Source organism: Campylobacter sp. BCW_6463, assembly GCF_001762785.1.
Lineage (GTDB): Bacteria > Campylobacterota > Campylobacteria > Campylobacterales > Campylobacteraceae > Campylobacter_D > Campylobacter_D jejuni.
On record NZ_MJXL01000019.1, the window covers coordinates 1 to 24507 of the forward strand.

21 protein-coding genes are annotated in these 24507 nt (G+C 32.3%); 13 read left to right on the forward strand and 8 right to left on the reverse strand.

Going from position 1 to position 24507, the window contains the following annotated elements; genetic code table 11:
- Nucleotides 1-163: 163 nt before the first annotated feature.
- From AJ884_RS01715 to AJ884_RS01725, 3 genes are all read right to left on the reverse strand, one after another.
- The gene (locus tag AJ884_RS01715) at nucleotides 164-1210 is read right to left on the reverse strand and encodes a type II asparaginase (protein ID WP_074469943.1); all 1047 of its coding nucleotides are present in this window, start codon (nucleotides 1208-1210) and stop codon (nucleotides 164-166) included.
- An 85-nt stretch (nucleotides 1211-1295) separates the two neighbouring features.
- Entirely contained in the window at nucleotides 1296-2867 is a 1572-nt protein-coding gene (gene recJ / locus AJ884_RS01720; RefSeq protein WP_070286369.1) for a single-stranded-DNA-specific exonuclease RecJ, read from the reverse strand.
- Complete coding sequence (locus tag AJ884_RS01725; RefSeq protein WP_002860871.1) at nucleotides 2854-4485, reverse strand: CTP synthase; 1632 nt, start codon at nucleotides 4483-4485, stop codon at nucleotides 2854-2856. Before AJ884_RS01725 ends, recJ begins: the two co-directional genes overlap by 14 nt.
- A gap of 119 nt (nucleotides 4486-4604) precedes the next feature.
- On the opposite strand from AJ884_RS01725, the gene thyX reads away from it, so the two are divergent.
- On the forward strand, nucleotides 4605-5228 hold the full coding sequence (thyX, locus tag AJ884_RS01730) for an FAD-dependent thymidylate synthase (protein WP_002853111.1): 624 nt from the start codon (nucleotides 4605-4607) through the stop codon (nucleotides 5226-5228).
- A 121-nt stretch (nucleotides 5229-5349) separates the two neighbouring features.
- Nucleotides 5350-6735 (forward strand): cation:dicarboxylate symporter family transporter, encoded by a 1386-nt coding sequence (locus AJ884_RS01735; RefSeq protein ID WP_070286370.1) that lies wholly within the window; start codon nucleotides 5350-5352, stop codon nucleotides 6733-6735.
- 38 nt (nucleotides 6736-6773) lie between these two features.
- Here the strand turns inward: AJ884_RS01735 and AJ884_RS01740 are convergent, their stop codons facing one another.
- Nucleotides 6774-9143 (reverse strand): ribonucleoside-diphosphate reductase subunit alpha, encoded by a 2370-nt coding sequence (locus AJ884_RS01740; RefSeq protein WP_002860869.1) that lies wholly within the window; start codon nucleotides 9141-9143, stop codon nucleotides 6774-6776.
- A gap of 15 nt (nucleotides 9144-9158) precedes the next feature.
- A complete protein-coding gene (purB, locus tag AJ884_RS01745; protein WP_070283740.1) occupies nucleotides 9159-10487 on the reverse strand; it encodes an adenylosuccinate lyase in 1329 nt (442 codons plus the stop codon).
- Between the two features lie 77 nt (nucleotides 10488-10564).
- On the opposite strand from purB, the gene AJ884_RS01750 reads away from it, so the two are divergent.
- The 6 genes from AJ884_RS01750 to dsbI all read left to right on the forward strand — a co-directional run bounded on the left by AJ884_RS01750 (nucleotide 10565) and on the right by dsbI (nucleotide 17033).
- Nucleotides 10565-11467, forward strand: a complete 903-nt coding sequence (locus AJ884_RS01750; RefSeq protein WP_070277449.1) for an RluA family pseudouridine synthase — start codon at nucleotides 10565-10567, stop codon at nucleotides 11465-11467.
- A gap of 111 nt (nucleotides 11468-11578) precedes the next feature.
- Nucleotides 11579-12451 (forward strand): fumarylacetoacetate hydrolase family protein, encoded by an 873-nt coding sequence (locus AJ884_RS01755; protein WP_002860866.1) that lies wholly within the window; start codon nucleotides 11579-11581, stop codon nucleotides 12449-12451.
- Between the two features lie 87 nt (nucleotides 12452-12538).
- Nucleotides 12539-13453 carry a cytochrome-c peroxidase gene (locus AJ884_RS01760; protein WP_044778565.1) on the forward strand — a complete coding sequence of 305 codons (915 nt, stop codon included), beginning with the start codon at nucleotides 12539-12541 and terminating at the stop codon, nucleotides 13451-13453.
- On the forward strand, nucleotides 13443-15221 hold the full coding sequence (locus AJ884_RS01765; RefSeq protein WP_002860864.1) for a methyl-accepting chemotaxis protein: 1779 nt from the start codon (nucleotides 13443-13445) through the stop codon (nucleotides 15219-15221). The genes AJ884_RS01760 and AJ884_RS01765 overlap by 11 nt, the downstream gene beginning before the upstream one ends.
- Nucleotides 15222-15327: 106 nt before the next feature.
- Complete coding sequence (gene dba / locus AJ884_RS01770; RefSeq protein ID WP_002779270.1) at nucleotides 15328-15495, forward strand: disulfide bond formation protein Dba; 168 nt, start codon at nucleotides 15328-15330, stop codon at nucleotides 15493-15495.
- 11 nt (nucleotides 15496-15506) lie between these two features.
- Complete coding sequence (gene dsbI, locus AJ884_RS01775; RefSeq protein ID WP_070286371.1) at nucleotides 15507-17033, forward strand: disulfide bond formation protein DsbI; 1527 nt, start codon at nucleotides 15507-15509, stop codon at nucleotides 17031-17033.
- Nucleotides 17034-17053: 20 nt separating this feature from the next.
- Here dsbI and queC read toward each other — a convergent pair whose 3' ends face one another.
- Nucleotides 17054-17728 carry a 7-cyano-7-deazaguanine synthase QueC gene (gene queC / locus AJ884_RS01780; protein ID WP_002880646.1) on the reverse strand — a complete coding sequence of 225 codons (675 nt, stop codon included), beginning with the start codon at nucleotides 17726-17728 and terminating at the stop codon, nucleotides 17054-17056.
- Between the two features lie 76 nt (nucleotides 17729-17804).
- Between queC and AJ884_RS01785 the strand changes: the two genes are divergently transcribed.
- Nucleotides 17805-19031 (forward strand): HD domain-containing protein, encoded by a 1227-nt coding sequence (locus AJ884_RS01785; RefSeq protein ID WP_044779735.1) that lies wholly within the window; start codon nucleotides 17805-17807, stop codon nucleotides 19029-19031.
- A gap of 91 nt (nucleotides 19032-19122) precedes the next feature.
- A complete protein-coding gene (locus AJ884_RS01790) occupies nucleotides 19123-19647 on the forward strand; it encodes a YagU family protein (RefSeq protein ID WP_002860860.1) in 525 nt (174 codons plus the stop codon).
- Between the two features lie 11 nt (nucleotides 19648-19658).
- Here the strand turns inward: AJ884_RS01790 and ilvD are convergent, their stop codons facing one another.
- A complete protein-coding gene (gene ilvD / locus AJ884_RS01795) occupies nucleotides 19659-21335 on the reverse strand; it encodes a dihydroxy-acid dehydratase (RefSeq protein WP_052949447.1) in 1677 nt (558 codons plus the stop codon).
- 158 nt (nucleotides 21336-21493) lie between these two features.
- On the opposite strand from ilvD, the gene AJ884_RS01800 reads away from it, so the two are divergent.
- From AJ884_RS01800 to AJ884_RS01810, 3 genes are all read left to right on the forward strand, one after another.
- Nucleotides 21494-22141, forward strand: a complete 648-nt coding sequence (locus AJ884_RS01800; RefSeq protein WP_002855562.1) for a ferritin family protein — start codon at nucleotides 21494-21496, stop codon at nucleotides 22139-22141.
- A 64-nt stretch (nucleotides 22142-22205) separates the two neighbouring features.
- The gene (locus AJ884_RS01805) at nucleotides 22206-22445 is read left to right on the forward strand and encodes a ComEA family DNA-binding protein (RefSeq protein ID WP_044778569.1); all 240 of its coding nucleotides are present in this window, start codon (nucleotides 22206-22208) and stop codon (nucleotides 22443-22445) included.
- 32 nt (nucleotides 22446-22477) lie between these two features.
- On the forward strand, nucleotides 22478-23053 hold the full coding sequence (locus tag AJ884_RS01810; protein ID WP_044778570.1) for a ribonuclease HII: 576 nt from the start codon (nucleotides 22478-22480) through the stop codon (nucleotides 23051-23053).
- Here AJ884_RS01810 and AJ884_RS01815 read toward each other — a convergent pair whose 3' ends face one another.
- A complete protein-coding gene (locus AJ884_RS01815; protein WP_070278429.1) occupies nucleotides 23054-24499 on the reverse strand; it encodes a glutamate synthase subunit beta in 1446 nt (481 codons plus the stop codon).
- Nucleotides 24500-24507 lie beyond the last annotated feature (8 nt).

Consider the following 24507-nt stretch of genomic DNA (forward strand, 5'->3'; position numbering starts at 1 on the left):
TAAATATTTGTGTAAGTATTTATATAAGTATTTGGTGGGTTAAAAAATGGGGGTTATATTTTAATGATAATAAAAAATGCAAGATATAATATACTATTATTAGGATTAAAAGGCTTGACTTAGGGAAGATAAATTCCCTAAGTTTAGAAATATTAAAAAAATTTTAATATTTTAAAAAATACTCTTGAATTTTTTTAGGATCACTTGTTTTTGTAAGCGCTAACATAAGCAAAACTCTTGCTTTTTGAGGATTCAAATCTTCAGCACTAATAAAACCTAATTTTTCATCTGAATCACTCACAGCAACACGACCTGCTACAACCCTTGAACTTACAACAACATCAAGTCCTTTTTTTATAAGCTCTTTTAAAACATTTTTTTGATCTTCATGTATACTTCCTGCACCACTTCCTGCAACAACTATGCCCTTAGTTCCATGTTCAAATAAAGCTTTTGCAGCGACACCACTACCATCATTTGAATAGCTATAAAGAATATCTACTTTTGGCAAACTTGTGAGTTTGCTTACATCAAAAGGAGCGTTTTTTGCATGAGCTTTAGTAACATTATTATAGAAAAAGACTTTACCATCTACTATATAACCCAAATCCCCAAAATCAGGAGAAGAGAAAGCATCAACATTTAAACTATGGGTTTTTACTACACCTCTAGCACTTAAAATTTTATCATTCATAGCTACCATAACACCCTTGCCCTTAGACTCTTTATCAGCAGCTAATGCTACAGCATTGTAAAGATTTTTTGGCCCATCTGCACTTATAGCAGTTGATGGACGCATAGCGCCAACTAAAACTACAGGCTTATCACTTTTAATGGTTAAATTTAGAAAATAAGCAGTTTCTTCCATGGTATCAGTACCATGAGTTATAACCACACCATCCACCCCTTCAGCAAAAAGCTTATTGATTTCTTTAGCAAGCTTTAGCCAAATTTCATCACGCATATTTGAACTATCAATATTTGCTATTTGTTCCCCACTAATATTAGCTAAATCTTGAATTTGTGGAATCGCTTTGATTAAAACATCTACACCAACAACCCCAGCTGTATAACCTGTTGTGGCAACAGCACTATCAATAGAACCCGCTATAGTTCCACCTGTTGCTAAAATAGCAATCTTTGGTTTAGCTTCTGCCATACATGCTCCTATAGATAAAAATACTAATACACATAATAGTAACTTTTTCACAATTCTCCCCTTATTTTGTTAAAATTCGTTTCATTAATGAAACTTATATAATATTAATAAATAATAAATAAAAATTTTATAAAATTTATAAAATTTCTTTAATAACAAATTGTGGAGTTACTAATCCTCTAAATTCATTCTTAGAAATACTTCCAAGCAAAGAAATATTTTGATTCAATTCTGGCTCTTTATCAAAATTAAAAAATAAAGCTTCTATGGTTTTATTTTCCTTGGTTAAAATAAGCTTTAAGTGTTTTTCATCTTTACCTAGAAGTTTTTTATTTTTTACACAAAGATTTTCTAAAACAAAAAAAGGTCGTGGATTTTTATGTCCAAAAGGTTCAAAAGATTCTAAAATTTCAAGCATTTCAAAATCAATTTCGCTAGGTTCTAAGATTCCTAAAATTTCATCCGTATCCAAAAATTCACTTACAGAAATTTGCGAACATTCTTTTTTGATTTTATTTTTAAATTGTTCAAAATTTTCAGAGTTTAAACTGATTCCAGCAGCACCTTTATGACCGCCATAATTGCTTAATATAGAATTTGTCTTAGAAATTAAAGCTAAAATATCAATCTTGCCAACACTTCTTGCACTGCCTTTTAAGTGTTCTTCATTTTGAGAAAATACAAAAGCAGGTTTATTAAAATGTTTAGCTAAACGACTTGCCACAATCCCTAAAACCCCTTCATGCCAATTTAAGCCCGATACCACAATACAAGAATCGTTTTCATCGATTTGATTTAAACTATCTTCAAAAAGCTGTTTTTCTTCATCTTTACGACTTTCATTAAAACTAACAATTTGCTCTAGATATTCTAAAGCTTTATTAAAATCTTTAGTGTGTAAAAATTCATAAGAAATACTTGCATCATCCATTCTTCCAGCACTATTTATAAGCGGAGCAATTAAAAACCCTATATTATCAAGAGCAAATTTATCCTTTTGATAATAATGCTTAATAGCCCTAAAAGCAGCTCTTTTGGATTTGTTAATATGATCTATACCACGCCTTACTAAAGCACGATTTAAATCTCTAAGCTCCATCATATCTGCAATAATTGCAATCGCCAAAAGTTCTAAAAATTTACTCATATCGTATTTAAGCTTGCAAACTTCTTTTAAAGCCGCTATCAAATACCAAGCTACCTGTGCTCCACAAATTTCAATTTCTGGAAAATCACAATCTTTTTGCTTTGGATTGATAATGGCAAAAGCATCAGGCAAAACATCTTGAGGCATATGATGATCAGTGATAATCAAATCTATATTTTTTTCTTTGCAGAGTTTGGCTGCTTCAAGAGCAGCTATTCCATTATCTACTGTTATTATTAAATTTACATCAAGTTCGTTGATAATCTCAGCATTTAATCCATATCCATCTTTAAAACGATTTGGAATTCTTACTATATAATCAAAACCTATATCATCAAAAAATTCCGCCATAATAACACAAGAAATGATTCCATCAACATCATAATCCCCTACTATAGCGACTTTCTCATTTTTTTCTACAGCTTCTTTGATGCGATTAGCTGCTTTATATGCATCCTTTAAACAGCATGGCAAAGGCAGATCACAAAGTTTGGTATGCAAATCTTTTTCAAAGCGTGAAGCCAAAATTTTTTTAATTTCATTTTTATTAATTATCTTCATAGTTTATAGCTGCCTTGATAAAACCGCAAATCACAGGATTAACATGCTCAAGTCTTGAAGTAAATTCTGGATGAAATTGCACAGCCAAGAAAAAAGGATGACAGTTAAGCTCAACTGCTTCGATCAATCCTTTGCTTTCACCACTTACAATCAAACCGTGTTTTTCAAAATCTGCTCTATATTTTGGATTTGCTTCATAGCGATGACGATGGCGTTCTTTTACACTTTTTGCTTCATTATAAACCTTAGCCAAAAGGGATTTTTCCTTAATATCGCATTTATAAGCTCCTAAACGCATAGTTCCGCCTAAAGGAGTTTTTGCAGTACGAATTTGTTTTTCTCCATTTGTATCCATAAATTCATCAATCAAATAAACCACAGGATTTTGGCATTTCTCATCAAATTCACTTGAATTTGCATCTTTAAGTTTTAATACATTTCTAGCAAATTCCACCAAAGCAAGCTGCATACCCAAACAAATTCCTAAAAAAGGAATTTTATTTTCTCTTGCGTATTGAATGGCTTTTATCTTACCTTCTACACCACGATATCCAAATCCCCCTGCAACTAAAATTCCACTCACATCTTTAAATACTTCAGCACTTTCCATATTTTCAAGTTTTTCACTATCTACCCATTTTAACTCCACTTTAGTATCTAGGGCTGCACCTGCGTGTATAATAGCTTCAGTAAGGCTTTTATAGCTTTCTTTTAAATCCACATATTTACCTACAAAAGCGATTTTAACTTCATTACTTGGAGCTATAACTCTTTTTACCAAAGAATCCCAATTTTCCATATTAGGTTTTAAATTTTTCAAATCCAAAATTTCAGCAATAGGGCTTAAAATATCTTGCTTTAAAAAATTAAGTGGAATTTGATAAATACTAGCCGCATCAACACTTTCTATCACGCAATTTTTTTCCACCCCACAAGAAATAGCAATTTTATCTTTTAAATCTCTATCAAGAGCTTTTTCACTACGACAAATAATCATATCAGGACTAATGCCTATGCGTCTTAACTCGCCTACACTATGTTGAGTTGGCTTTGTTTTTAATTCCCCTGCAGCCTTGATAAACGGTACTAGAGTAAGATGAATATTCATAGCATTATTTTTACCCACTTCCAAACGCAAAGCACGAATAGCTTCTAAAAAAGGCAAGCCTTCTATATCCCCAACAGTTCCGCCTATTTCAACGATAAGTATATCTTTGCCTTCTCCTGCTTTTTTAATGCGATCTTTGATTTCTCCTACTATATGAGGGATAACTTGAATGGTTTTGCCAAGATATTCTCCACGCCTTTCTTTTTCAATCACACTTTGATAAACCCGTCCTGTAGTAAAGTTATTATCTTGAGATAAACTCTCATCCAAAAAACGCTCATAATGCCCCAAATCAAGATCCGTTTCTGCTCCATCATCAGTTACAAAAACCTCTCCATGCTCAAAAGGACTCATAGTGCCTGGATCAACATTGATATAAGGATCAGCTTTTAAAATACTCACTTTAAGCCCTGAATTTTTTAAAAGTGTTGCGATAGAAGCAGCAGCTATCCCTTTACCCAAAGAACTTAAAACTCCACCTGTTACAAAAATATATTTTGTTTGTTTCATTGATAATAAGCCTTATTTTTTTATCTAATTATAGCTTGATAAAACTTTTTATTTCATTAGAATTTTAAGTAAAAAATGCAAGAATTACAAAAAATATTTTTATCAAAAAAGGAATAAGCATGCAAATCACTTTACTTTTTCACACTCCATTATCTGTTTGTTCTCATGCAACAAGAACTTGTTGGCAAAGCTTTGAAAAAGGCGATTGCGGTGGCGAAAAAGATAAAGAACTTATCGATCGCGTGGGCAACAAATTCAAACACGCTTCAACCTTAGAACATCTAAACTATACTTTTTATATACAAGGAATTTCAAGAGCTTGCTTACAAGAAGTTGCAAGACACCGTCACACTAGTCCTAGTGTAAAAAGCACGCGTTATACCTTAAAAGAACTTCGCAATGAAGCTGAATTTAAAATAGGAGATTTTGAAAATGCAAGCCGTTATCTTGTGCTTTGTGGTAATGAAGAGGTTGATAACGCAAGCATTAAAGCCTTAGAAAATTTACGCACTATTTTACAAAAAAGCATTAGTCTAGATATAGCCAAATACTGCTTACCAGAAAGCTATAAAACCGAACTTACACTAACAATTAATGCAAGAAGTTTACAAAATTTCATATCTTTGCGTAGTTCAAAATCAGCTCTTTGGGAGATTAGAAATTTAGCAAATGCTTTATTTGAAGCCTTACCACAAGAACACAAATTTATATTTGAACATTGCTTACATAAAGATATAGAATAAATCATACTAATTTTATCTTATTTAAAATATTTTTATGCTACCATTATATAAAATCAAGCCTTTATACAAGTATATTTTCATATACCTTGTGCTTGATTATAGTTTCTTATAAGGACTTTTTATGGATAAACAATTTTTTCAAGATTTTCTAATGATTTCACAAGCTCATACTATAACTACTCTTGCTATGCTTTGTGTTGTTTTTTACGCATTAAAAAAAATGCGGGATATAAAAATCAATTTTTCTCTTCGCATGCTATTTGCGCTTTTAATGGGTTTGGGGTTTGGTTTTGCTTTGCAATATTTGGCAAATTTTCCAGATGCTAAAGAAGCAAGTAATATTCTTTGGTATAGTGAAACAAAACATTGGTTTGCATTTGTAAGTTCTGTTTTTGTAGCTTTTATAAAAATGTTGGTTGTTCCCCTTGTAAGCATTTGCATTATAAAAGTAATTATAGAAATTGATAAAAATATCAAAATATCCTCCTTGCTTGGAATAAGTCTTTTTTGGATACTCTTTAGCACAGCCATAGCTGCAACCTTGGGTATATTTTTAGGTTATAGTTTTGATTTAGGAAGTAATTTTGCTATACATGAAGGAGATAAACAAATTCGCGAAATTCAAACTTTTTCAAATATTATACTAGGGCTAATACCTAGCAACATCATTACAGCTATTAATAAAGAAAATATTATAGCTATTGTCATTTTTTCTTTTTTTGTAGGAATTAGTGCTAAAAAAATTTCTAAAAAAGAAGAGTATGAACAAGCCTTTAAAAGTTTTCATAATTTTATCCTAATCTTTTATAATATTATGATGAACATGACTGCTACAGTTATTAGATTTATGCCTTATGCTGTAGTTTGTATGATGGCTAATGTGCTTTTAAGCAATGGTTTTGAAGCTATCAAAACAGCTGGGCTTTTTATAATGCTTATTTATATGGCTATGTTTATAATGTTTGGGGTGCATTTTTTACTTCTTGCTTCACAAGGGCTAAACCCTATAAAATATGCAAAAAAAGCATTTCCTGTATGGTTATTTGCATTTAGCTCAAGATCTTCTTTGGGCACTTTGCCTATGACCACTTCAACTTTGCAAAATAAATTTGGAGTTAATTCAGCTATAGCTAATTTTGTAGCATCTATAGGTACAACAACAGGACTTAATGGTTGTGCAGGATATTTTCCAGCTTTAGCGGCAGTTTTTGTAGCTTTTGCTACACATACACATATTGATTTTACATTTGCTTTAATGATAGTTTTGGTAGCTGTTATTGGATCCTTGGGTATAGCTGGGGTACCTGGAAGTGCAACTATGGCAGCTTCTATTATGCTAGCAGGGATTGGATTTGGTAATAATTTTGTCATGCTAAGTTTGATTTTAGCCATAGATCCTATTATAGATATGGCAAGAACAGCAAGCAATGTCTCAGGAGCTATGACTTCGGCACTTTGTACTGCAAAAAATCTAAAAGCTCTAGATAAAGAAATTTACAATTCTTAATCTTTTAAAACCCAATGCTTTTCATTGGGTTTTAGTATTTATTGGCAACCTTCACATTCTATGCTACGATCTGCAACATTAACTTTTTCACTATCAGGGCTTTCGCTTCTTAAATAATAAGTAGATTTTACTCCAAGCTCCCAAGCGAGTTGATAAATTTCATTTAAATATCCCCCACTTGCTTTATCAAGTGATAAAAAGATATTTAAACTCTGCCCTTGATCGATCCATTTACCACGCACAGCAGCAGCCTTTACAAGAATTTTTTGATCAAGTTCGTAGGCTGGAGTATAGTATTGCCAAGTATCAAGGCTTAAATTTGGCACAACAACAGGTATCATACCACTTAAATTTTGTTCAAACCACTTTCTTTTGTAAACAGGTTCTATAGTCTGCGTAGTACCCACCAAGATAGAAATAGAAGAAGTAGGCGCAATGGCCATCAAATAACCATTTCTCATACCATCTTTTTTAACTTTTTCTCTAAGTTTAACCCAGTCGCATTCACTTTGATCAAATAAGCCTTCTCTTAAAGTTAAAGCTTTAGCCTTAGGACTTGCTACATCAATAGGAAAAATCCCCTTGCTCCAATTTGATCCTTCAAAATCTTCATAAGAACCTTTTTCAAGAGCTAAATTTGAACTCGCATTAATAGCTTCAAAGCTAATTTGCTCCATAATCTCATCGATTTTATTTAAATGCTCATCGCTTCCCCAATGAATCTTAGCCTCAGCAAGCATTTGTGCTTCACCCATCACTCCAAGTCCTATGGCGCGAGATTTTAAATTTGTATCTTTTACTTTTCTATGAGGATAAAAATTTAAATCAATTACATTATCAAGCATACGAATAGCCGTTGGCACAACACGCTCTATATCTTCTTTAGTATATACTTTGCTAAGATTTATACTTGCTAAATTACAAACGGCTGTTTTTCCATCATTTTTATATTTTTCCACTATATAAACTTTATTACCATCAATGCTATCTAAAGTTGATATTTTTTTGGCTGGTTTTTCATATCCCCCATCGATCACAACCTTTTGCTCTTCATCAAAATGAAGCTCATCTCCATTTTCAAAAACTACTTTAATTTGATAATAATTTGGCTCGGTATTTTGAAAAATTTCAGTACATAAATTTGAACTTCTAATAATTCCTACATGAGCATTTGGATTTGCTCTATTAGCACTATCCTTAAAACATAAAAATGGCAAGCCTGTTTCAAAATAATTTAGCAAAATTTTCTTCCAAAGCTCTTTAGCTTCTACGATTTCTTTGGTAATGCTTTCATCTTTTTCATATTCTTCATAGCGTTTTTCAAAAGCCTCGCCATATAAATCACACAAATCCGCTGTATCTGCAGGATCAAAAAGAGTCCATTTATCATTAGCTCTTACTCTCTTCATAAAAAGATCATTGATCCATAAAGCAGGGAAAAGTTCATGAGCACGGCGTCTTTCTTCACCTGAATTTTTACGCAAATCAATAAAATCACTTATATCCATGTGCCAAGGCTCTATATAAACCGCTATAGCCCCTTTTCTAGTACCTAGTTGATCTACTGCCACGGCAATATCGTTGGTAATTTTCAAGAAAGGTATAATCCCTCCTGCGGCATTTTTATGCCCATCTATGCTTCCACCCATAGCACGCACTTTAGACCAATCCCAACCTATACCACCACCAAATTTAGAAAGTAAAGCCATTTCTTGATAAGAATCAAAAATACCTTCAATATTATCAGGGGTTGATCCTATATAACAAGAGCTAAGTTGATGGCGCGTTGTTCTTGCATTAGATAAAGTTGGAGTTGCAAGCATGAGTTCAAATTTAGAAATAAGATCATAAAATTTCTTTGCCCATTCTTGGGGATTAAATTCATTCTGCGCTAAAAACATCGCAATGGCCATAAACATTTGTTGAGGAAGTTCTATAGGCATACCTTTACTATCTTTAATCAAGTATCTATCATATAAAGTTTTAATACCAAGATAAGTAAATTGCATATCGCGTTCAGGCTTAATATAAGCATTTAAATCATCTAAATCGTATTTTTCTTTAAGACCAAGTAAAATTCTTCCTTCTTTTTCGCCCTTTTCAAAATATTCACGCAAATGATTATAGCGATTCATACCATTAACTTTCTTATACAAATCAAATAAAAAAAGTCTAGCTGCAACAAAGGTCCAATTTGGACAATCAATATCTATCTTATCTACCGCGGTTTTAATTAAAGTTTTTTGAATTTCTTCAGTTGAAATTCCATCGCGAAATTGAATCTTTGCATCGAGTTCAAGTTCGCTTAAATTCACACCTTCTAAATCTTTTACAGCATCAGAGGTGCATTTTTTAATCTTAGAAATATCCAATTCTTCTGTGCGACCATTTCTTTTAATAACTTTCATTGCCTTCCTTGCTTTTTATTTAAATGTTCTTTTAAAAATTGCATCAACATTTTTTGTATAGTAGTTATAATCGAAACATTTTCTTACATCCTCTTCGCTCAAACTTTTTCTTAAATCCTCATCCTCTAAAAGTGCCAACAAAAACAAACTTTCATTTTTTTCATTGATAGCAGCCTTGCCATTTTGCAAATCCGCCCAAACTTTCATAGCATTTCTTTGAACTATTTTATAAGCTTCTTCACGACTAATGCCTTTAAATGGAAGCTCTAAAAGCACCCTCCCTGAAAATACAAGCCCGCCTGTAAGATTTAAATTTTTCATCATATTTTCAGGATAAACCAAAAGCTTATCAACCATATTTGTAAGACGCATAAGCATAAAATCAGCCGTGATAAAAGCATCAGGCAAAATAAATCTTTCGACACTAGAATGAGATATATCTCTTTCATGCCAAAGTGCAACATTTTCTAAAGCTGGAGTTACAAAAGATCTAAGCACACGACAAAGCCCTGTGATATTTTCACTTAAAACGGGATTTCTTTTATGTGGCATAGCTGAACTTCCCTTTTGTCCTACACTAAAATACTCTTCAGCCTCATAAACTTCAGTTCTTTGAAAATGTCTTATGGCTACAGCGATTTGCTCACAACTTGAAGCTAAAATCGCAATAGCAGAAATAACTTGAGCGTAACGATCTCTTTGAATCACCTGATTTGAAACAGGAGCAGCTTTAAGACCTAAATTTTTACAAACTTCTTCTTCAAATTCCAGAGGTGCATGAGCAAAATTTCCCATTGCACCGCTGATTTTTCCATAGCTTATCACTTCTTTTGCATGTTCTAAAAGCTCTTTTGCATGCAAAATTTCATCATACCAAATAGCTAACACCAAACCAAAAGTGATAGGCTCTCCATGAATTCCATGACTTCTTCCTACCATTAAGGTGTTTTTATGCTCCAAAGCACGCTTTTTGATCACTTCTAAAAGCAAAGAAACATCATCTAAAATAAGCTCCAAACTCTCTTTTATCTGTAAAGCAACAGCTGTATCTATACAATCAGAACTTGTCATTGCATAATGCACAAAACGACTCTCTTCTCCCAAACTTTCACTTACACTTGTAAGAAAAGCGATAACATCGTGTCTTGTGGTTTTTTCTATTTCATCTATTCTTGCAATATCAAATTTTGCATTTTTAAGAATTTTTTCGCAGTCTGTGTCATCAATGAGACCGAGTTTATTCCAAGCTTTTACAGCGGCTAATTCTACTTTTAACCACGCATCATATTTTGCTTGCATGTCCCATTTTTTAGCCATGATTTCTCTGCTATATCTTTCAACCATCTTTGAAACCTTTTTAGCTATAATTTTATATTTTAAAAAACGGAAATTATATCAAATTATCCTAAGAAAGTTATTAAATGGCCTACATAAAAATAAAACTCTCAAACAATGGAAAAAAGGCGTTTCAAGTCCTTATGGAAAATTTAAAAATTAGCATAAATGAAGCACAAAAACTCATAGACAAAAAAAGACTTTTTTGTAATGGAATTTTAGTAGAAGAAAAGAATAAAATTTTAAATGGTTTAGTAGAGCTTATAGTCTATGAAAACAACCCCAAAGGAGTAGAAATTGTCTTTGAAAATGAAGACTTTGCCATACTTGAAAAAGAAAGTGGGATCTTAAGCCATCCAAATGGTAGACATTGCAAATACAGTCTTAGTGATGAAATTTGGCATCTTTGGGGAAAAGAAGCTTGCGTAACACACAGGCTCGATAAAGAAACGAGCGGACTTATACTTATAGCCAAAAACAAAAAAGCACAAATTGATCTTAAAAGCTTATTTGAAAAAAAACTAGTTCAAAAAGAATACCTTGCTCTAGCTCATGGAAAAATAGAAGAAAATTTTATAGTTGATAAAGCTATAAATTTAACTAAAAACTACGATGATATAAAAACAAGAATGCAAATTTGCAAAGAAGGAAAACAGGCTATCACTGAATTTGAAATTTTAGAATACTTTCCTAAAATCAACGCCACTCTTTTACTTTGCAAACCCTTAACAGGCAGGCAACACCAAATAAGAGTGCATTTGCACTATAAAAACCATACCATTTTAGGAGATCCGCTTTATGGGCTTAGCAAAGAACAAATCGAAAGCATTTTAGATGAAAAATTAAATCCTAAAGAACGCTTAAAACTTACAGGTGCCTTGCGTTTGTGTTTGCATTCTTATCGTTTGAAATTTCAATATAAAAATCAAAATTTTGATATCAACTCAAAAATAAACATAAAAGAAATTTTCAACAATTCCATAAAATAAAATGATGTTTCACTACGCTACAATCAATCACTTTTTTACCAAATTTTAAAACAAAAAAATAATTCTTACTAAAACTTTAAGTATAATTAAATAAAAAAGCGAGATTTTCTAATGAAATTTGTTAATTTTATACAGGATCAAAAACCCAATCTAGGAGTACTAAATTCTAGTGGAAAAATTGTAAGTTTTGCTGATCTTGGCATTGAAACTAACGATATGAATGAATTTATTATCTATTTTGATAAATTTAAACACAAGCTTACAGACTTGGATTCTAAAATAGCCTATGAAATTCCAAAAGAAGATTATCTAGCTCCTATTATAGAACCTCGTCAAGATATTATATGTCTTGGGATTAATTTTTTAGATCATGCCAAAGAATCTGCCAAATTTAAGGGTGAAAAATTTGAAGAAAGAGAATATCCTGTATATTTTGGAAAACGCTGCAATCAAGCTACGCCACCTTTTGGCGATATACCTTTACATGCAGATGTAACTTCTCAGCTTGATTATGAATGTGAGCTTGCATTTATTTTAAGTAAAGATGCTTATAAAATCAAAGCTAAAGATGCAAAAAATTATATCTTTGGCTATACTATTATCAATGAAATTTCAGCTCGCGAACTTCAAAAACGCCACAAACAATTCTACCGAGCAAAAAGTCTTGAAGGTAGCACTATAATGGGACCTTATATCACAAGCGTAGATGAAATTTCTTATCCTCCTAAACTCCAACTTCAAAGCTATGTCAATGATGAACTACGCCAAAACTCTAACACCCAATTATTTATTTTTGATATTGCTTATGTCTTAGAAGAACTTAGCGCGGGCATGCTTTTAAAAGCTGGAAGTATTATATCTATGGGAACTCCTAGTGGAGTGGGCATGGGGTTAAATCCACCTACTTTTTTAAAATCAGGAGATAAAGTACGTTGTGTCATAGAAAATTTAGGAGAACTTTGCAATAAAATAAAAAAACTTTAAATAAAAAATATCAATATATTAAACAATTTACCAAAATTAAAGTATAATGACATTCTGAGAAATTTAAACTTAAGGTAGAAATTTATTATGAAAAAAATAATAATAATTTTATGTTTATCTTATGCAAATATAGTCTTTGCAGTAGATATGATAACCCCTATTCCAAATTCCATCCCTTATGATAAAGAAAAAGCTAAGCTTGGAAAAAGTCTTTATATGGATAAAAGCTTATCCAAAGATGGAAAAGTTTCATGTAATACCTGCCATAGGCTTGATCAACACGGCGTTGATGGACTTGAATTTTCAATAGGAGTTGATAATCAACTTGATAAACCTTTTAACACTCCTACAACCTTTAATTCTGTGTTTAATTTTGTGCAATTTTGGAATGGCAGAGCCAAAGATTTAGCAGAACAAGCAAAGGTGCCTTTTTTTAATCCAAAAGAAATGGGACTAAGTCCTGAACTTCTTTTACAAAAAGTTAATTCTAATGAAGATTATGTAAAAACTTTTAAAAAACTTTATGGAGAAGTTACGGTAGAAAACATAGCTCTTGCAGTTGCAGAATTTGAAAAAACCTTAATCACTCCAAATTCTCCTTTTGATCGCTATCTTAGCGGAGATCAAAATGCTATTTCAGCTCAAGCTAAAAAAGGTTATGAAGATTTTAAAGCTAATGGCTGTATTTCTTGTCATCAAGGTCAAAATATAGGTGGAAATATGTTTCAAAAAATCGGTATTTTTGAAGAATACCCAAATCAAGAAGATTTAGGACGCTATGAAATCACAAAAAGAGAAGCTGATAAAATGATATTTAAGGTTCCTAGTTTAAGAAATATAGCCAAAACCGCGCCTTATTTTCATGATGGTTCTATACCTACTTTAGATGCTTGTGTTCAGTTTATGGCTTACTATCAACTAGGAAAATTTTTAGATCAAAAAACAGTTGATAATATAGTTGCATTCCTAGAAAGCTTGACAGGAGAATATCATGACAAATAAAAAAAGTTCATTTTTGATAAAATTTATTATTTTATCTACGCTAGTTTTAGCTTTTATTCTTGTTTTGCTAGGTATTATTTTTAACAACTACTCCTCATCTAAAGATAATAAAGACTTAATAAACATAGTTCAGCAGCTACAAATTTCAGATGAAAAAATCAATTCCGTTTTTCAAAATAGTTTTAATTTTATTAACTATGATCCAAGTGTTCAAGCAATAAAAAAAATGCAAGAAAACTTTAAAAAACTTAAAACTTTTGGGATTGATATAAGCAAAGCGGAAGAAATTTTTAATGCCAAACTAATCCAGCTTAATTATTTCAAATCCGCAAATTCCATAGCGGTAAATTCAAAACTTTATTTGTTTGAGTTAGCTAAAAATTATTTTGAAGAATTAGAACAAAACCATGAAACAAATAAAAACAACTATAGAACAATGAGTTCTATGTTAAGCGTTCTTTCAACTGAAAGTATTTTGCAAAAAACAACACTCAATCAACTCAACAGCCTTATGAAAGAAATCAAAAACGATACAAAAAGTGAAAATTTACAACTTTTTCTAAAACACTATAAAATGATTGTAAAACAGATTTCTATTATGCAAGATAATTCTTCTATTTATGAGAATAATTCTCTTATGAAAGAGTTAAAACAACTTAACGCTTTCACTCAAAATGCTGTAGAACAATCTAATTTATTTAAATTTTATATCGCTTTAACAGTATTTGGAATCACTCTTGTATTATTTGTATTTTTTATTTTATTAACACTAAAAAAAGTCATCATGCCAATTCATACTTTAGAAAAACTAAGCGCTAATTTAGCTAGTAAAGAAGCCAATCTACACTCTCGTTTAAATATAGATCCAAAAAGCGAACTTGGACAAAGTGCTCAATATATTAATTCATTTATATCCACCGTTCAAAACTCAATCATAGAAGCCATAGAAAATGCTAAATCAAGTCATCAAAATTCACAAAAGCTCAAAAACAACTCTATGATGCTTGAAAACAGTTCTAATTCACAACATGAACAAATTCAAGGCGTTAAAGAAATCACCTATGTCTTAGATGATCATATCAATCTTGCGGGAAATTTAGCACAAGAAAGCATAGAAAATATGCAAGATATGCACATACTGATGGATAAGGTAGAACTTACTCTATCTGAACTTGTAAATTTAATAAATGAAAATAATGAAAAAGAGCAAAATATAGTAGCCAATATGGATAATCTAACTCAAAGTGCAGATAATATTATAGAAATTACGAGTTCTATTAGAGATATAGCCGATCAAACCAATCTACTTGCCTTGAATGCAGCTATTGAAGCTGCAAGAGCGGGCGAACATGGACGGGGTTTTGCAGTTGTTGCTGATGAAGTAGGTCAACTTGCCGATAAAACAAGTAAATCTCTTTTAAATATAAATGCTACTGTTAATGCTATAGTCCAACAAATCAATGACAACAAAGCCTTGATGGATCTTATCCATGATTCTATGAAAGAAACCTCTTTAAAAACCAATGATTTACAACAAGAACTTGTAAATTCTATGCATAAACTAGAAAGCTCTATAGAATCAACCCAAACCATGAAAGATAAAAGCATGGAAGTAAAAGATAAAATGCTTATCCTAGGAACAAGCATAGACAAGGTTAATGAACTTGCAAATTCTGTTAAAGATTTATCATCCGAAATCAATAATATCTCTCAAAATGTTCTAAATGGTGCGTCTAAACTCTCTGAAAAATTAAGTAGCTTTCAGTAACTTTTTTCGTGTTAATTTAAATTAACACGAAATTTTAATAAAAAATTTATCTTTAATTTATGTTTTTAAAGTAAAATTAACGGTTTTTATTTCATAAGGAGATACTATGGAGTTTCTTGAACTTTTATTAGTTTTAATCGCCTTGATACTGATTATCAAAAAACCAGAAAAAGAAAATTTGGCTTTTGGTTTAGTAATGGTAGCTTGGCTTTTAATGGTTTTTTTCTATGTTGGCCACAAAACAGGCGCACTATTAACAATAATGAATCTGTAAGGGAGGGCTAAATGAACGAAATCAATAAAACAAAAAATTTCTACACACTAATGTGTTTAGCAGGCTTTTTGATCATACTCTTACCTGTAGGTATTGCAAATTTTGTATTTGGTTATATGTTGGGTGATAGTCCCTGCACACTTTGCTGGGGACAAAGAGAAGCAATGAACTTTATCGGTGTGATGGCGCTTTTCATTGTTCGTTATGGTATGAAAGGTAAATACCTTGCTGCTCTTTTAATCATGACAGCAGTAGGCCTTTATCAATCTTTTGCTCACTATGGCAATCACGCTCATAGAGATTTAGATCAAGGTTTTGGTTTAGCAGTTTTTGGTATCCATACTTATTTTTGGGCTGAAGTGGTATTTTGGGCTGTTGTATTGCTTTTAGGTGTGATTTTTGCTTTTGCTCCTAAATTTAATGCTTTTGAAGCAGAATTAAATGGAGAAAAATTTAGAAAATATACGAAATTTTCTCTCGCAGCTGTAGTTATCAGTGCGATTGTAGTAGCTTCAAATGTTTTCCAAGCTTTTGTAAGCACAGGAATTCCTCCTTATGTGGGACAAGGCGATCCTGTAAGATTTAGCTTAAATCCAAAATACATCATTTGGAGTAAAGAAGGTTGGAATGGTTTATGGCAAAATATTTCTTTCTTAGGAAAGCGCGATGTTAAAGCTCCTGATTATGCTTTTGCACCTGCAAGTGAAAAACTTGGCATAAAATTTGATAATGATATCAACAATGCTCCATTTGCAAAAATCAATAATGAGCTTAAAATCACAAATGAACAAACTATAAATTTTGACAAAGCCATCAATACTCTTGATTATATCAACAATGAATTTGTAGCAAGCTCTAAATGGGATGTGGCTTTCTTAGATAATAATTTTAGCGTTAAAGAAGGTTTTGAGCTTGATCCTTATTTTTCAGCTACTATCGATCCAATTATTGGCATCATACCTTATATGAACGATAAATTCATTCTTATGGGCTCAAACAAATCTTTCTTAAGATTTGCAAAAAATCCTAATGCAAGTGAAGAAGATATCGCTAAACAATACGCTGATTTTGTAAAAGGTAATGATAAATTTAAAGGCCAAGGCGAAGGTTTAGGTCGTGGAAGACTTGATACTGTAAGAGCAAAATTTAACCATGTAGCAAGCATGACTACAGATGGAAATTATCTTTATCTTGCAACTGTTCCAAACAACAAAGACGCTAAAACTTTTGTAATCTCTAAAATTTCTTTAAAAGATCGTGTTCTTTCAGGAGAATTTACTCCAAAAGCAAATCTTAAAGAAGGTAAAACTTTAGGCGATCTTTATGTAACTTCTATGACTTTTAAAGATGGAGAAATTTATGCACTAAGCAAAAATCACAATGTGATTGCCGTAATTGATCCAGTTAAGGAAGAAGTAGTAAAAACTATCGCTTTCCCAAGCTCTATCACTAATGCTAGAAGCATTTTCTTTAAAGATGGAAAAATCAACATTCTTTCTTATCAAGATGGAGCAAACAAGCTTTATACTCTAAACTAAGCTTTAAGTCCTAGTGAAAACTAGGACTTATATTTGATCTTATCTTTAAACCCTGCTTTTTCAAAACCTCTTAAACGAAGCAAACAACTATCGCACTCCCCACATGCTTCATCTTCACTCTCATAACAAGACCAAGTAAGTTCTAAAGGTACATTTTCTTTTAAGGCTAGTTCTACAATTTTAGCTTTGTTCAGTCTAACAAGCGGAGTTTTTATACAAACTTTGAAATTCTTACTCGTACCTTCATTGATAAATTCTTGTGCCTTTTGTATAAACTCATCAGTACAGTCAGGATAACCACTGCCATCTTCTTCTACCACCCCTATAAAAATACTCTCACAATTTTCCTTTTCAGCCAAAGATCCTGCTATGCTTAAGAAAATTCCATTGCGAAAAGGCACATAGGTGATAGGTGGGGTATCGCTTATGCAAAGCTCATTTTTAGGAATGTCTATACTTTTATCGGTTAAGGCATTACCCCCTATATCTTTGATAAAACTCACATCTAAAATATAAGATTTTTCTACTTTTAAAGCCTTGCAAATTTGCTTAAAACATTCTCTTTCTTTCTCTTGAGTGCGTTGTTCATAATCAAAATGCAAAGCGATGATTTCATAACCTTCTTTTTTGGCTAGATAAGCACACAAAGTACTATCCATACCGCCACTTATGATACAAAGTGCTTTTTTACTCATTTTTATCCTTAAATTTGCTATAATTTCGCAATTTTAACGAAAATTTTTAAATTTAAATTGCAAAAAAGGCAAAAGCATGATAAACATAAAACTCATAGAACACATTTTTAAAGCCGCTTCTATCAGTCGTTGGAATGATTATCCAAGAATGGCAAATTTGGTTGAGCTTGACAAACAAGCTCATAAATTCATCATCGCATATTTTATCGCTAAAATGGAAAAAGATGTGGATATGAGGGTGATTATAGAAGGGGGAATTTTTGAGTTTTTAAGTCGTGTGGTAGTAACCGATATACGCCCTGATGTGTATCATGAAATCGTGCGTCAAAAAAAAGCTGAAGTTAATGCTTGGGTTTTAAGCAAAATCGAACCTATGATAGAAGATATAGAAGAAGGAGAGTTTTTAAAGCGTTTTGAAGCGTATTTAAACGGCAATGCTTACGCTAAAGAAAGGCTTATCTTAAAAGCAGCTTCGTATTTTGCTACAAGATGGGAATTTAACATAGTTTATCAAACCTCAGCTTTTTTAAATGATATTGATGAGATAAAAAATAAAGTTGAAGAAGAATTAGAAGATTACTATGAGCTTATAGGAGCTAGAAAAATCGCTTTAAATCAAAAAATTGCAAAAATTATTGATCTTAGCGGAAGACTTCGCTTTCAAAAGCGTTGGGCTCAAACTCCACGCATACCAGAAACTGCGGTTTTAGGACATATGCTTGTGGTGGCGATTTTAGGATATTTTTACTCACTAAAAATCAAATCTTGTGATAAAAGACTTGAGAATAATTTTTATTGTGCTTTGTTTCATGATTTGCCAGAGTCTTTAACGCGTGATATTATAAGCCCTGTAAAATATGGCATTGATGGGCTTCATGATATTATAAATGATTATGAAATGAAACTTATTAATGAAAGAATTTTACCCTTCGTTCCTGAGGGTTTAAGGGCTGAGTTTTCTTATATTTTAGGCATTAGAGAAGGTAGAAATGATGAGTCAAATTTTGTAAAAAATGAGTTTGAAAATCGCACTTATAAAAATGCTAAAATAGAACTTTGTAGCGGAAGTTTAAGCTCTTTTAATGAAAATGAATTTGGTGCTATAGATGGTAAGGCGCTTAAATACTGTGATAAAATCGCTGCTTTTATAGAAGCAGGACTTAGTATAAGCTATGGTGTAAAGTCTAAAGAACTTGAAAGTGGTTTTTTAGGAATGCATGAGTTTTTTAAAGAAAATCCTACTATAGATGGGGTAAATTTTTTTGAAATTTGTGAAAGTTTAAGAGAGTATTTTAAAATTTAAATAAGATTTTTATGCTCCTATTTTCAATATATTTTAAACAAAAATATTATAAATTCAAATTTTATTTTGTATAAAATATAAAGGAGTTATTATGAAAAAATACTTTCAAAAGCGCTATACTTTAGCCTTTTTTATAGGTATATTAGCGGGTATTTTCGGAGCTATTGTTAAATGGGGTTGGGAAGTACCTTTTCCTCCAAGAAATCCCAATGTTTTTTGGCCAGCAGATGCTTTAGAACGTGTTACTCCACCTAAAATTTTTCTAGAACAACTAGGCTTACCTACTGATTGGACTTATATGTTTTCAGGTATGCAAATGCCTTTGTCAATTTTTATAGTGCATGTTGGTTTTTCTATTGTTTTTGGAGTGGCTTATTGTATGATAGCGGAAAAATGGCACCGTATTACTATGTGGCAAGGTGCAGTTTTTGGATTTTTTGTTTATCTTTTTGCCCATGTTATTGTAATGCCTTTAATTGCAGAAGTTCCACCACTTTCTGAAATTCCTTTTGATGAACACCTGTCTGAAATTTTTGGACATATTGTTTGGCTGTGGGGCATGGAAATAGTTCGTAGAGATATAAGAAATCGTATAACTAAAGAAATAGAAGAATGAAAGGTTTCCTTTCATTCCATATCCAAAACCGCACCTTTACTAGCATTGCTAACAAGTTTTTGATACATTCTAAGCCATCTTGAAGGCACTTCTTTTTGAGGTAATACAAATTCTTTTTTGCGTTTAGCGATTTCTTCTTCGCTTAAATTTGCATGGATGGTATAAGCATCTACATCAATTTCTATTTCATCTCCATCTTTTAAAAGTCCTATAAGACCACCTTCAGCTGCTTCAGGGGAAATATGACCCACGCTTAAACCCCTTGTAGCCCCGCTAAAACGACCATCGGTGATTAAAGCTACATCAGCGCCCAAACCCATACCCATTAAAAGTGAAGTAGGACTTAACATTTCTTGCATACCAGGGCCACCTTTTGGACCTTCATAGCGTATCACACAAACATTTCCTTTTTGCACCTTGCCTTTGATAATGCCTTTTATAGCTTCATCTTGAGAGTTAAAACAAACAGCTTTGCCTTTAAATTTTCTTTTTCCAACTATTCCTGCGGTTTTTATAACACAACCTTGCTCAGCTAAATTTCCAAACAAAATAGCAAGTCCACCTACTTTTGAGTAAGCATTATCTACTCTACGAATGATATTTTCATCTTTGATTTTGGCATTTTTTAAGCGTTCTTTGAGACTTTCTCCTGTGATAGTCAGTGCATCAAGTTCTAAAATATGTCCTTGTCTGCTTGAAATTTCAGCCATAACTGCACTCACACCTCCTGCTTTGTGGATATCATCCATATAAACACTATTTAGCGATGGGGCTATTTTTGCTATGTGTGCAACTTTGCTTGAGATGAAATTTAAATCTTTAATATCTAGTGCTACCCCTGCTTCACGTGAAATGGCAAGCATGTGTAAAACAGTATTGCTACTTCCACCCATTGCCATATCTACTACCATAGCATTACGCACGGCTTTTTGAGTGATGATATTGCGAATTTTAAAACGCTCATCTAAGGCGATTTCACAAATACGACGCGCTGCTTTTCTTAAAAGCTCTTCTCTTTCTTTGCTTAAAGCTAAAATGGTTCCATTACCTTCTAGTGCTATACCCATAGCTTCGCATAAGGTATTCATGGAATTTGCCGTAAACATTCCCGAGCAAGATCCACCACTTGGACAGGCTGAACATTCTATGTCTTTAAATTCTTCTTCGCTAATTTTTTTGGCTTCATAAGCCCCTACAGCTTCAAAAACAGAGCTAAGACTGATCTTTTCTCCTTTTTTGGTTACTCCTGAAGCCATAGGCCCACCACTTACAAAAATGGTTGGAACATTAACCCTTAAAGCTCCCATTAACATACCAGGAGTGATTTTATCGCAGTTTGGGATACAGATTAAAGCATCAAGTTGATGAGCATTCATCACTGTTTCAATGGAATTTGCGATAATTTCACGACTTGGTAAAGAATAAAGCATACCTTCATGCCCCATAGCTATACCATCATCTACACCTATGGTATTAAACTCAAAAGGCACACAACCATTTTTGCGTATCTCATCTTTAATGATTTTAGCATAATCATTTAAAAAATAATGCCCTGGGATTATGTCTATATAGCTATTTGCTACACCTATAAAAGGTTTGTCAAAATCTTCATCTTTCAAACCACAAGCACGAAGTAAAGAACGATTAGGTGCTTTTAAATGTCCTTTTTTTATCGCATCGCTTCTCATTGTAACTCCTGATAATAATTTTTTAAAATTATATTTAGCAAAGCTTAATTTTTGTGAAATTTATTTTGATATACATTTTCATAAATGATAAAAATTATTAATTGACAAAAATATTTTTTTATAATACAATGCTTTTTGATAATCAAAAAGGAGTCAAAATGAGACAATATGAAACCTATAAATGCCAAAAATGTGGCAATGAAGTAGAAGTTCAAAATGTAGGCGGTGGTAAACTTAGTTGTTGTGGTGAAGAAATGAAATGTATCACTACAGATTTAACTGCAGTAAATTTGATGAAAGCTTTTGCAGGCGAATCTATGGCAAGAAACAAATACGATTTGTTTGCTGATGTAGCTGAAGAAGAAGGTTGGCACGCGGTTGCTAGACATTTTAGAGAAGCAGCTGAAAATGAAAAATGGCATGCAAGAGCAGAATTTAAAGCTTATCATGAAATCGTTGATGGCAAACCTTTAGAGGTAACTACAAAAAATCTAGTAAGTGCTGCAGAAGGTGAAAACTATGAGCACACAACTATGTATCCAAATTTTGCAAAAATTGCTGAAGATGAAGGCAAAAAGGCTATAGCGAGATTATTTACAGCTATTGGCAAAGTAGAAATCGAACACGAAAGAGAATATCTAGCGCTTAAAAAAATGCTTGAAGAAGAAGAATTTTTTAATAGCGAAGTAGAAGAATTATGGGTTTGTGAAGTATGCGGACATATACATCGTGGTAAAAAAGCTCCAGCAGCCTGTCCTTTATGTAAAGCACCAAAAGAGTATTTTAAACGCGAATTTTTGGGTTAAGTTAAGAAATTCTTATCCTTTTTAAGATAATATTACAATTATTTTTTAATAAAAGGATAATAAAATGAAAAAATTACTATTTTTATTTTTTGCTTTAACGGCTTTTCTCTTTGGTGCTGTAAATATCAACACTGCAACGCTAAAAGAATTAAAAAGTTTAAATGGTATTGGCGAAGCTAAGGCTAAAGCAATTTTAGAATACCGCAAAGAAGCAAATTTTACAAGTATTGATGATCTTAAAAAAGTTAAAGGCATAGGTGATAAGCTTTTTGAAAAAATCAAAAATGATATCATAGTAGAATAAAAGGGCATTTTTGCCCTTCTTTTTAGAAAAATTTGAAAACTTTATTTGACACAAAAGAACTTTTAAACGAATTTGACATAAATTTAATTGGTATTGATGAAGCAGGACGCGGTGCTTTGGCAGGTCCTATGATGATGGCAGCTTGCAAACTGAACAAAAAACTTCATGGGTTGTGTGATTCTAAAAAACTAAGCGAAAAAAAACGCGAAGAACTTTATGAAATCATCATCAAAAATTCAAACTATCTCATACTTGCTTTTTCTTCAGAGCAAATCGACGCACTAGGCTTAAGCACTTGTTTAAAAACAGGCTTAAAGCTTATAAAAAAGCATTTTAAAACAGAAAATAACTTCTTATATGATGGAAAGACCAACCTAGGTATAAATGGGATAAAAACACAAATCAAAGCCGATACTAGCATTTTGCAAGTAAGTGCAGCTAGCATACTTGCAAAAGTTAGTAAAGATAGGGTGATGAATTTCTTAGCTAAAGACTTTCCTTGTTATGAATTTGAAAAAAACAAAGCCTATGGCACAAAAGCTCATAAAGAACTTATAGCTAAATTTGGAATTTGCAAACTCCACCGAAAAAGTTTTAAACTTTTATGATTATTTTGCTAAATTTTGATGCAAACTCAAAGCACATTCTATACCATCTTTTATAGCCCAAACAACTAAAGATTGTCCTTTTCTAGCATCTCCACAAGCAAAGATTTTTTTATGAGTGGTTTGGAAATTTTCTGTGCTTATGTTGTTTTTCTCATCTAATTTCACTCCAAAATTTTTAGAGATAGCTTCTTCGCACCCGCTAAAACCCATAGCTAAAAGCACTAAATCCGCTTTATAAGTTTTTTTAGAATTTGAAAATTCGACATTTATAGCTTTGCCTTCTTTAAACTCGCGTTTTAAATCATTTGCTTCAACGCCTTCTACATGAGTTTTTCCTAAAAATTTCTTTGTCATTTTTTGATATTCCCTAGGATCTTTGCCATATACAGCAATGGCTTCTTCTAAACCATAATCAGTAGTAAAAATGTCAGCTTTTAAAGGCCAAGGATTGTTTTGGCTTCTTTGCAAAGGTCTTTTTGGACTTCTTTCAAAACGCACTATAGATTTAGCCCCTTGTCTTGTCGCTACAGCGATACAATCCACACTTGTATCCCCACTTCCTATAACCAAGACATTTTTACCTTTGGCCGTATCTGCACCCTTGCCTGTTTTTAACAAAGTTTTGGTATTTTGCGTTAAAAAATCAAGGGCAAATTCAACCCCTTTTAGCTTTCTACCTTCTATATCAAGATCTATAGGCTTACTTGCTCCTGTACAAAGCACCAAAGCATCAAATTCTTTTAGAAGTTTTGAAACCTTATCTTTGCTGTCTATATTTTCATTCACTTTAAATTCAATCCCGCTTTTTTTAAGCAAATCCACCCGTCTTTGAACTATACTTTTATCAAGCTTCATATCAGGGATGCCATACATCAAAAGTCCGCCTATTTTATCGCTTCTTTCAAAAACACTTACTTTATAACCTAGTGAATTTAAAGTATTAGCACAAGCAAGTCCAGCGGGTCCACTTCCTATGATAGCGATTTTTTTGCCATTGTATTGCTTAGGTTTATTTACTCTTACTAAATTTTCCTTAAAAGCATTTTCTATAATGGATAATTCATTATTTTTGATGCTCACGCTTACACCATTTATCGCACACACACAAGAATCTTCACAAGGAGCAGGGCAAACACGACCGGTAAATTCAGGAAAAGGATTAGTAAGTTCAAGTCTTTCATAAGCTTCTTTCCATAAAGAATGATAAATAAGATCGTTCCATTCAGGAATGAGATTGTTTAAAGGACAGCCTATATCTTTTCCTTCGCTCATCACGCCCGTATGACAAAAGGCCACACCACAATCCATACATCGTCCGCCCTGAATTTCTTGTTCTTTTTTATCCAAAGGTATAGTAAATTCTTTGTAATTTAAAATCCTTTCTTTAGGAGCAATTTTTTTAAAATCCATTCTTTTAAAGTCTAAAAAACCTCTTGCATTTCCCATTTTTACTC

Coding starts and splice junctions, on each gene's coding strand:
- AJ884_RS01800 (WP_002855562.1), top strand. CDS start 21,494: ATGAGACAATATGAAACCTATAAATGCCAAAAATGTGGCAATGAAGTA.
- queC (WP_002880646.1), bottom strand. CDS start 17,728: ATGAGTAAAAAAGCACTTTGTATCATAAGTGGCGGTATGGATAGTACT.
- AJ884_RS01735 (WP_070286370.1), top strand. CDS start 5,350: ATGGATAAACAATTTTTTCAAGATTTTCTAATGATTTCACAAGCTCAT.
- dba (WP_002779270.1), top strand. CDS start 15,328: ATGGAGTTTCTTGAACTTTTATTAGTTTTAATCGCCTTGATACTGATT.
- purB (WP_070283740.1), bottom strand. CDS start 10,487: ATGGTTGAAAGATATAGCAGAGAAATCATGGCTAAAAAATGGGACATG.
- AJ884_RS01750 (WP_070277449.1), top strand. CDS start 10,565: ATGGCCTACATAAAAATAAAACTCTCAAACAATGGAAAAAAGGCGTTT.
- AJ884_RS01785 (WP_044779735.1), top strand. CDS start 17,805: ATGATAAACATAAAACTCATAGAACACATTTTTAAAGCCGCTTCTATC.
- recJ (WP_070286369.1), bottom strand. CDS start 2,867: ATGAAGATAATTAATAAAAATGAAATTAAAAAAATTTTGGCTTCACGC.
- AJ884_RS01755 (WP_002860866.1), top strand. CDS start 11,579: ATGAAATTTGTTAATTTTATACAGGATCAAAAACCCAATCTAGGAGTA.
- thyX (WP_002853111.1), top strand. CDS start 4,605: ATGCAAATCACTTTACTTTTTCACACTCCATTATCTGTTTGTTCTCAT.
- ilvD (WP_052949447.1), bottom strand. CDS start 21,335: ATGAGAAGCGATGCGATAAAAAAAGGACATTTAAAAGCACCTAATCGT.
- AJ884_RS01805 (WP_044778569.1), top strand. CDS start 22,206: ATGAAAAAATTACTATTTTTATTTTTTGCTTTAACGGCTTTTCTCTTT.
- AJ884_RS01740 (WP_002860869.1), bottom strand. CDS start 9,143: ATGAAAGTTATTAAAAGAAATGGTCGCACAGAAGAATTGGATATTTCT.
- AJ884_RS01760 (WP_044778565.1), top strand. CDS start 12,539: ATGAAAAAAATAATAATAATTTTATGTTTATCTTATGCAAATATAGTC.
- AJ884_RS01815 (WP_070278429.1), bottom strand. CDS start 24,499: ATGGGAAATGCAAGAGGTTTTTTAGACTTTAAAAGAATGGATTTTAAA.
- AJ884_RS01790 (WP_002860860.1), top strand. CDS start 19,123: ATGAAAAAATACTTTCAAAAGCGCTATACTTTAGCCTTTTTTATAGGT.
- dsbI (WP_070286371.1), top strand. CDS start 15,507: ATGAACGAAATCAATAAAACAAAAAATTTCTACACACTAATGTGTTTA.
- AJ884_RS01725 (WP_002860871.1), bottom strand. CDS start 4,485: ATGAAACAAACAAAATATATTTTTGTAACAGGTGGAGTTTTAAGTTCT.
- AJ884_RS01765 (WP_002860864.1), top strand. CDS start 13,443: ATGACAAATAAAAAAAGTTCATTTTTGATAAAATTTATTATTTTATCT.